Here is an 8,404-nt window from a genome sequence, read left to right as displayed (position 1 = left end):
TCGGAGACGTGCTCGGGCGTCCAGTGGTCGGCGTGCTCGTGGGTCACGACGACGGCGACCACGGCTTCCAGATCGACCAGCCGGCCCGAGAACGAACCGGGGTCGATCACCACGGTGCCGCCGTGGTCGTCGATGGTCAGGCAGGCGTGCTCATGCTTGGTGATCTTCACGACCACCGACGCTACCGCGCGCTCCGCCGCGAGGGGGAGCCGGTTCCCGCCGAGCGAGGGAGGAGACCGCGGCGACACCCCGCCTACCCTGGGGCGATGGCCTCCCCGCGCCGACCAGCCGACGCATCGATGGTGCGCGCGGATGCGCTGACTGCACTCGCACTGGCACTCGCCGGTGCGCTGGTTGCTGTGCTGGTCTGGACCGCGCAGGTCCAGGAGTTCCGGCAGCCGATGTGGATGGCGGCGCTGTTCTCGGTGCTGATCGCGGTGCCGTTGGTGTGGAGGCGCAGCCACCCGGTGATCGCGACCGTGGCGACCAGCGTCGCGTACGCCGTGGGCGGCGAGCTCGGCGCGATGGAGCTGACGGTCTCCCAGGTGGTGCTGTTCGTGCCGTTCTACTCGATCGGGGCCTGGTGCACCGACCGCGTGCTCGCGTTCCGGGCACGGCTCTGTGTGGTGGTCGTGATGGCGATCTGGCTCGTCACTGCGGGCGTTCGCGGCTTCTACTCGCCCGAGACCGGTGAGTACGGCGTGCAGGCGTTCTTCTCGCTGTTCATGGTGCAGGTGCTGGTGAACGCGGCCTACTTCGCGGCCGGGTGGGTATTCGGCGACCGGTCCTGGCAGCAGGCGATCGAGCGGGAGGCACTGGAGCGGGCCGAGTCCGAGGTCCGGGCCCAGCAGGCGCAGCTCACCGAGCAGGCGATCTCGTTGGAGCGGCTGCGGATCGCCCGCGAGCTGCATGACGTGGTCGCCCACCACGTCTCCGCCATGGGCATCCAGGCCGGCGCCGCCCGCCGCATGCTGGGCCGCGACCCGGACCGTGCCGCCACCGCGCTGCGCAGCGTCGAGGACAGCGCCCGCACCGCGATCACCGAGCTCGGCACCATGGTCGGCGCGCTGCGCAGCCAGGACGAGAACGACGCCCCGATGCCCACGCTGGCCGATCTGCGCGACCTCGTGCGCGCCGCCCGCGAGCACGGCCCGGTCGACCTCGAGATCGTGGGCGAGCCTCGCGAGGCGAGTCCCGCCGTCGAGCTCACCGCCTATCGCGTGGTGCAGGAGGCTCTCACCAACACCCGCAAGCACGCGGGAGCAGGCGCCCGCGCCGACGTCCGCATCCGCTACCGCGAGGCGGACATCGAGGTCGAGATCTCCGACGACGGCGCAGCCTCGCGCATGTCTCGTGCGCCCGGTCTCGGGGTGGGTCAGACCGGCATGGCCGAACGCGTGTCCGCGGTCGGCGGCACCATCGAGATGGGTCCGAAGTCACGCGGTGGGTACCTCGTGCGGGCGTCGATCCCGACCACCGGAGTACGGCAGGATCTGGTGCCGAGCACCGTGGAAGGAGACTCATGACGCGCATCCTGCTCGTGGACGACCAGTCGCTCGTGCGGGTGGGGTTCCGCACCATCCTCGAGAGCGAACCGGGGTTCGAGGTGGTCGGCGAGGCCGCCGACGGCAAGGTCGCGATCGAGCAGGCCACCGCGCTGGCACCCGACGTGATCTGCATGGACGTGCAGATGCCGGTCATGGATGGGTTGGCCGCGACCAGGGCGATCACCTCGGGCGGGCTCGCCGCCGCCGTCATGATCCTCACCACCTTCGACCGGGACGACTTCCTCTTCGAGGCGCTCGACGCCGGCGCGAGCGGCTTCCTCCTCAAGACCGCCGAGGCCGAGCACCTGATCGAGGCGGTGCACGCCCTCGCTCGCGGCGACGCGCTGCTCTCGCCGCAGGTGACGCGCCGGGTGATCGAGCGGTACGCGGCCCAACCCGGACCGACGGGACCCGAGCAGGAGAGCCAGGAACCGCCGTCGAGCATCGAGGGACTCACCGAGCGCGAGAGCGAGGTGCTGATGCACCTGGCCCGCGGCCGGTCGAACGCCGAGATGGCGGCTGAGCTGTTCCTCGGCGAAGCCACGATCAAGACACACGTGTCCAACGTGCTGATGAAGCTCGGCGTGCGCGACCGGATCCATGCGGTGATCTGGGCCTACGAGCACGGCGTGGTCACGCCCTCGGCCTGACTCGCGCGCCCAGGGAGGGGTTCCGCCGGGCGGGGGAGAGGGCGGTTTCCGTCGGGCGACCGATCCGCACCGGCGGGTGCTGGCCGTAGCGTGATCGCATGATCTCGTTGCGCGGTATCAACCGCTCCTTCGGGGACCACCAGGTCCTCCATGATGTGTCCTTCGATGTCGCGCCTGGCCGGATGACCGGCTTCGTCGGCGCCAACGGCTCGGGCAAGACGACGACGATGCGCATCATCCTCGGCGTGCTCGCTCCCGGCTCGGGCTCGGTCGAGGTCGACGGCGCCCCGATGGGGGCGGGTTACCGCTCGCGCATCGGATACATGCCCGAGGAGCGGGGGCTGTACCCGAAGATGAGCATCATCGACCAGCTGGTCTACCTGGGCGAGTTGCACGGCCTCAGTGCCGCGGACGCGCGCCGGCGAGGCACCGACCTGCTGGAGCGGCTCGGCCTGGGGGAACGACTCAGGGACACGGTCGAGGCGCTCAGCCTCGGGAACCAGCAGCGTGCCCAGATCGCAGCCGCTCTGGTGCACGACCCGGTGGCGCTCATCCTGGACGAGCCGTTCTCCGGGCTCGACCCGATGGCGGTCGAGACCACCCTGGAGGTGCTCCGTGACGTCGCGGCGTCCGGCGCCCCCGTGCTGTTCTCCAGCCACCAGCTCGATGTGGTGGAGCGCTTGTGCGACGACCTGGTCATCATCGCCGATGGGCGCGTGCGCGCCAGCGGCAGCCGCGAGGACATCCGCACCCAGCACAGCACCCCCGAGTGGACCCTGGTGACCTCGGCCGACGGCGGCTGGGTGCGCGACATCCCCGGAGTGCAGGTCTCGGAGTTCGACGGCGGCCACGTCCGGTTCACCGCAGACTCGCCCGAACTGGCCGACCAGGTGCTCCGCCAGGCCGTGGAACGCGGCTCGGTGCGCTCGTTCGGCCCCCACCACCGTCCCTTGACCGAGATCTTCGCGGAGGTTGTGCGATGACTGTCCAGACCAACCCCCTGACCCACGAGCGCGGACTGACGTTCGGCCGCGCCGTGAGCATCGTGGCGAAGCGCGAGATCATGGTCCGGCTGCGGTCCAAGGCGTTCGTGATCTCCTCGATCCTGTTCTTGGCGGCCGTGCTCGCCTCGGCGATCATCGGCTCACAGGCCGGGTCGCTGTTCCAGAGCACCACATCGGTCGCAGTGACGTCCGAGGCGGCCGCCACGGTGGAGGCACTCGAGGGCGTCGAGGTCACCGAGGCGAGCTCGGAGGACGAGGTCCGCGACCTGATCCTCGACGGCACCGTGGAGGCCGGCGTGATCGGCTCGCCGTCCGAGGGCTTCACGGTGATCGGCGAGCGCGGCGCCCCGGATGGCCTGATCCAGGCGCTGAGCGTCACACCCCAGGTGGAGCTGCTCGACCCGAACGCACCCAACCCGTTCCTCACCTACTTCATCGGCCTCGGGTTCGGTCTGGTGTTCTTCATGTCCGCGATGACGTACGGCAACACGATCGCGCAGAGCGTCGCAGAGGAGAAGCAGACCCGGATCGTGGAAATCCTCCTCGCGACCATCCCGGCCCGTGCGCTGCTCGCCGGCAAGGTGCTCGGCAACTCGCTGCTGGCGTTCGCGCAGATCGCACTGATCGCGATCCTCGTGATCGGTGCCGGTGCCGCCACCGGCAGCACGATCCTGCTCGACGGCCTCGGTATCCCGCTGCTGTGGTTCGTGGCGTTCTTCACCGTCGGGTTCGTGATGATCGCGGCCTTGTACGCGGCGACGGCGTCGCTCGTGTCCCGGGTGGAGGACCTCGCGAGCGCGACGAGCCCCATCATGATGCTCGTGATGATCCCGTACGTGCTCGTGATCATCTTCAACAACAACCCGGCGGTGCTCGCCGTGATGTCGTACGTGCCGTTCTCGGCGCCCGTCGCCGTGCCGATGCGGGTGTTCCTCGGGACGACGGCGTGGTGGGAGTCCCTGCTCGCGCTCGGTGTGCTCGTGATCGCCACCGTGATCGCGCTGCGGGTGGCGGCATTGATCTACGACCGGTCGCTGCTGCGCACCGGCAAGCGCGTCAAGGTGACCGAGGTGCTGCGCTCGGGCGCGTAGGGAACACGTCTGAGGCCGCCGCGTCACCCGGCGCCGCGACTCACGCCGGGCGGACCGAGACGATCCGGTGCGTCGCGACCGTGATCTCCGCCTCGCGTGCTGCGTCGAGTGCGCGCACGCGGCCGGCCTCGACCGACAGCGGCCGTACCAGCCGCTCGGTCGAGGCACCCGCGCTGCCGGCGACGAGGATCCGCACCTGACGGCCCTGTGCCGCCGCGGCTCGCAGCAGCGCCAGCTCGTCGCCCGGCGTGGAGGTGGCCTCCGTGCCGGTGAGGAGCGCGGCGGCCCGGCGCTCTCCGGCGCGCATCGCGATGACGGCCTCAGCGGCGGCCACCGGCCGCTCCTGCGGCGGGCCCTCGAGCTCCGCCGGACGTGCCGCGCGGGAGCGGGCGGTGGGCAGCTGCAGCGGTTGCCCGTCCGAGCCCTCCAGCACCGGTGCCGCGCCGGCGCTGCGGAGCGTCTCGTGCACGGTGAGCGGTGTGGCGTCGGCAGCGAGCGTGGACGGGCCGATCGCCCGGAGTCCCAGCGAGGCGAGCCGAGGGTCGCCGAGCAGCGCGGCCGCGGAGGCCTCGTCGTCGGTGCGGATCACCGTGGCCGCGGGTTGGACCCGCACGCGCCGGTAGCGCCGGGCAACGTCGCGCACCAGGTACTCCAGCGGCTGCGGCAGCGGCGTGCGCGACGCTCGTTGCAGCTGTGTGAGCAGGTCATCCTGGGACCAACCGGCCTCGAAGGCGCGCGAGATCGATGCGCCGGTGAACCGCACGGTCAGAGCGGCGCCTCGACTGTCCACGTCGGCGCAGGCCTCGAGCAGCCGTGCCAGCTCGGCGCCGGGCCGCCCGGGCACGATGCCGGTGAGGTCACCCTGGACCACGAGGTCGTCGACGTCGTTCGGGAAGCAGTCGCGCAGTGAGTCGGCGACACGCTGGCTGTCACCCCCGGCCAGGAGCACGCGGGCCGGTTCGCCCACCGCACCCGCGCCCAGCAGCCCGATCGCTGTCGCCTCGGCCAGCACCGCGGCGACAGTGGCTGCGGGTGGCACCGAGCGCGGCGCGGTCCAGGCCAGGTGCTGGCGCACCTGCTCGGCCGCAGGGGCGGCCGGCTCCGGCCAGGCCGCCGCAGCCGTCAGCACGCGGTGCCGCAACGGCGCCGCCCACGCGCGGTGCAGGTCGGGTGCGAGCGCCGACCTGAGCGCGCCCCGGTCGTTGCGGGTTCCGGCGAGCCACGGCACCCGTGCCGAGCCCAGCCAGGCAGCGACCAGGTCCGCCCAGCGGCCTTCGGACGGGCGCTCGCGCCAGCCTTCGGCGGCGGGTGTGGGCGCCCACCGGGTGCCCTCGTCGAGGTGAACGTGGCCGAGGAGTCCGACCATCCCGGCGAGCTCGGCCACGAGTGCGGCCCGCTCGGTGGCGGCGCCGATCGCGTTGGCGAGCTGCTTGACGTCACGTGCGGCCATGCCGCCGGCGCGCAGGGTGGCGGGCGGCTCGTCCTCCCAGGTCTCCAGCAGCACCCCGATCTGCCGGAGGATCTCATCGGCCGCAGCAGCCACCTCGGCTGCCACCACCTCAGCGCTCCGTACAGGTACCTCGCCGAGCGGTGGCTCGACAGGCACCTCGCGCGTCAGCCGGTTGCCCCGCGCAGCGAGCGCCACCTCGCGAGGCAGGACCACCTCGGTGGGGCTGAGCCGGTGCAGCACCCGGTGTTCCAGCAACCAGGCGGCCGCGGGCGGGAGCTCCGTCCCGAGTGTGCCCACCGGCGGTCCCCAGGTGAGCGCGTCGAGCAGTCTGCGGGCCGGCTCAGGCGCGGATGCGAGGAGCGTGCGGAGGGCCGGCGCCGTGGTCGGCCAGCCCTCGACGCCTCCCACGTCGAGCGAGCGCAGCCGCGGGCCGAGCCCGAGCGGGGTCGGCCCGATCGCGTCGGCCACGCCCGGGGCCGGTGCGAGCGCGTCGTCGTCTCCGAGGACCAGCGCCAGGTCGCGCAGCTGCGAGGCGGCACCGGTCGCGTCAAACCCGAGACCGGACGTGAGCGCGTCGAGCGTGACCGGTCGACCCCCGTCGGAGATCACGACGATCGCTTCGAGAGTGCTGAGGTGGAGCGCATCGAGACCCGCGAGCGCCCGCGCCGCGGAAGCCCGGGTCCCGGCGCGCCCCGCGAGCGCGGTCAGCGAGGATGGCACCGGTCGGGCCAGATCCGGCCGGCGGTCCAGCAGCGCGGCCAGCCAGCCGTCCTCAGCTGCCCGGAATGCCTCGGCGAGCTCGGGTGCGCTGGTGGCCATCCACCCGATCCTAGGGCTGCCATGAGCAGCGTCGGCTGCGGCGCGTTGGCCCATCGATGGCTGGTTCCGGGAGTGCCGTGACCGCTTGGTGCCCGCCCGTGGTGAGCGTGCGCCCGCGGCGAGGTACGCTGAGCACTGGTTGAGTTTCCCGTGCGCTCTCGCGCGCCCTCATACGAACAGGCAGGAACACGGTGCCCACCGGCAAGGTCAAGTTCTTCGACGCCGATCGCGGCTTCGGATTCATCGCGTCCGACGACGGCGCCGAAGTGTTCCTGCACGCCTCCGCCATGCCCGCCGGCGCCGCTGCGCCCAAGCCCGGGACACGCGTCGATTTCAGCGTCGCCGATGGCCGTCGCGGCCCTCAGGCACTGTCCGTCACGGTGCTCGACCCGGCACCGACCGTCGCGCGCGGTCACCGCAAGGCGCCCGAGGACATGGTCCCGATCGTCGAGGACCTCATCAAGCTACTGGACCGCTCCGGCAACCGTCTGCGCGGGGGTCGATACCCCGAGCGTGCCGAGGCGAGCAAGATCGCTGCGGTCATGCGCGCCGTCGCCGACGAGTTCGACGCCTGAGGGTGAGCGCCACGGTCGAGACCAGTTCCCGCCGGCCCACGAAGGACGCTGTCCTCGCGGGTGCCGTCGAGGTCGCCCGCGCCGCGATCGAGGGCGAGACCGAGCCTGGCCAGGTCGGTGAGCACGTCGGCTTCGCGCTCGACGGCGAGCGGCTCGGCACGCACTCGTTCGCGTGCCTGATGCCGGGCTACTCGGGTTGGCACTGGATCGTCACCGTGGCCCGCGCGCCGCGGGCCAGGACCGCCACGGTGTGCGAGACCGGGCTGCTGCCAGGTGACGGCGCACTGCTGGCCAAGGCCTGGCTGCCCTGGGCCGAGCGGCTCGCACCCGGCGACCTCGGTCCCACGGATCGCCTGCCATTCGACGGCGACGACGACCGCCTCGTTCCCGGCGTCGTCCCCTCCGGCGACCCCGAGGTCGATCGAGTGGCGATGCATGAGCTCGGCCTCGACAGGGACCGGATCATGACCGCCCAGGCGATCGACGCCGCCGCCACACGCTGGTACGACGGCGTGAACGGTCCAGGCAGCTCCGGTGCACGCGCCGCGGGCGCGGACTGCGCCACCTGCGGCTTCATCATCCCGCTCTCCGGACCTCTCGGGACCTTGTTCGGCGTGTGCGCCAACGAGTGGTCGCCCGACGACGGGAAGGTCGTGAGTTTCGACCACGGCTGCGGCGCCCATTCCGAGACCGATGTCACCCGCTCCGGTCATGACTGGGTCCAGGCGGATCCGCTGATCGACGAGCTCGATATCGAGGTCGTCAGCACAGATACCTCCGTCGAATAGCGAACAGCACCCACTTTTCCACCCCCTTCTCACCCTCGGTGACCGTTCTGGTCCCCTGGTTCATGCCGTTGTGCGCGGGTTACCGTGAAAGTGCCATCCCGGCGCTTTACCCCCCAAACAACTCCACACGGTCTCGAGAAGGAGCCCCCCATGTACCCCTCAGTCGTTACTGCCCTGACGACGTCCGTCACCCGCCTCACCGCTCTCGCCGGCCCGATCCTGCCCCGCGCTGGCAAGGATGGCGATGAGTTCATTCGCGCCGCTCTTGGTGGCAAGGACGGTGACGAGTTCATTCGCGCTGCTCTTGCTGGCGGCAAGGATGGTGATGAGTTCATTCGTGCTTCTCTTGCTGGCAAGGATGGTGACGAGTTCATCGCTGCTGCTCTTGCTGGCAAGGATGGTGATGAGTTCATACGAGCTGCTGCTGGAGACTATGGTGATGAGTTCTTCGACGCAGCTCTTGTTGGCAAGGATGGTGTT

The 8,404-nt window shown here is 71.2% G+C and carries 9 protein-coding genes; 6 read left to right on the top strand and 3 right to left on the bottom strand.

Annotated features, from left to right (window positions below):
* The coding region (locus tag ACOJSN_RS13310) for an MBL fold metallo-hydrolase (RefSeq protein WP_420112984.1) at window positions 1-170 on the bottom strand (170 nt) is incomplete at its 3' end.
* A 96-nt stretch (window positions 171-266) separates the two neighbouring features.
* Between ACOJSN_RS13310 and ACOJSN_RS13305 the strand changes: the two genes are divergently transcribed.
* From ACOJSN_RS13305 to ACOJSN_RS13290, 4 genes are all read left to right on the top strand, one after another.
* Window positions 267-1,526 carry a sensor histidine kinase gene (locus ACOJSN_RS13305; RefSeq protein WP_420112983.1) on the top strand — a complete coding sequence of 420 codons (1,260 nt, stop codon included), beginning with the start codon at window positions 267-269 and terminating at the stop codon, window positions 1,524-1,526.
* A complete protein-coding gene (locus ACOJSN_RS13300) occupies window positions 1,523-2,197 on the top strand; it encodes a response regulator (protein ID WP_420112982.1) in 675 nt (224 codons plus the stop codon). Before ACOJSN_RS13305 ends, ACOJSN_RS13300 begins: the two co-directional genes overlap by 4 nt.
* Window positions 2,198-2,295: 98 nt before the next feature.
* Window positions 2,296-3,180 (top strand): ABC transporter ATP-binding protein, encoded by an 885-nt coding sequence (locus ACOJSN_RS13295; RefSeq protein ID WP_420112981.1) that lies wholly within the window; start codon window positions 2,296-2,298, stop codon window positions 3,178-3,180.
* Entirely contained in the window at window positions 3,177-4,292 is a 1,116-nt protein-coding gene (locus tag ACOJSN_RS13290; RefSeq protein ID WP_420112980.1) for an ABC transporter permease, read from the top strand. The genes ACOJSN_RS13295 and ACOJSN_RS13290 overlap by 4 nt, the downstream gene beginning before the upstream one ends.
* Before the next feature lie 40 nt (window positions 4,293-4,332).
* Here ACOJSN_RS13290 and ACOJSN_RS13285 read toward each other — a convergent pair whose 3' ends face one another.
* Entirely contained in the window at window positions 4,333-6,561 is a 2,229-nt protein-coding gene (locus ACOJSN_RS13285) for a helicase-associated domain-containing protein (RefSeq protein ID WP_420112979.1), read from the bottom strand.
* A 191-nt stretch (window positions 6,562-6,752) separates the two neighbouring features.
* Here ACOJSN_RS13285 and ACOJSN_RS13280 point away from each other — a divergent pair, with 191 nt between their 5' ends.
* Window positions 6,753-7,136: a cold-shock protein gene (locus tag ACOJSN_RS13280; protein ID WP_420112978.1), complete on the top strand. Its 384-nt coding sequence runs from the start codon at window positions 6,753-6,755 to the stop codon at window positions 7,134-7,136.
* Between the two features lie 2 nt (window positions 7,137-7,138).
* Window positions 7,139-7,924 carry a DUF3027 domain-containing protein gene (locus ACOJSN_RS13275; protein ID WP_420112977.1) on the top strand — a complete coding sequence of 262 codons (786 nt, stop codon included), beginning with the start codon at window positions 7,139-7,141 and terminating at the stop codon, window positions 7,922-7,924.
* Between the two features lie 159 nt (window positions 7,925-8,083).
* On the opposite strand, the gene ACOJSN_RS13270 is transcribed toward ACOJSN_RS13275, so the two are convergent.
* Window positions 8,084-8,404: hypothetical protein (locus tag ACOJSN_RS13270; RefSeq protein ID WP_420112976.1), on the bottom strand; the 321-nt coding region annotated here is incomplete at its 5' end.

The organism is Pseudactinotalea sp. (assembly GCF_048594945.1).
Classification (GTDB): domain Bacteria; phylum Actinomycetota; class Actinomycetes; order Actinomycetales; family Beutenbergiaceae; genus Pseudactinotalea.
This window is presented reverse-complemented; position numbering and strand designations above follow the sequence as displayed.

Excerpts from the sequence above, each read along its gene's own strand:
- ACOJSN_RS13305 (WP_420112983.1), top strand. The coding sequence starts at position 267 with ATGGCCTCCCCGCGCCGACCAGCCGACGCATCGATGGTGCGCGCGGAT.
- ACOJSN_RS13300 (WP_420112982.1), top strand. The coding sequence starts at position 1,523 with ATGACGCGCATCCTGCTCGTGGACGACCAGTCGCTCGTGCGGGTGGGG.
- ACOJSN_RS13295 (WP_420112981.1), top strand. The coding sequence starts at position 2,296 with ATGATCTCGTTGCGCGGTATCAACCGCTCCTTCGGGGACCACCAGGTC.
- ACOJSN_RS13290 (WP_420112980.1), top strand. The coding sequence starts at position 3,177 with ATGACTGTCCAGACCAACCCCCTGACCCACGAGCGCGGACTGACGTTC.
- ACOJSN_RS13285 (WP_420112979.1), bottom strand. The coding sequence starts at position 6,561 with ATGGCCACCAGCGCACCCGAGCTCGCCGAGGCATTCCGGGCAGCTGAG.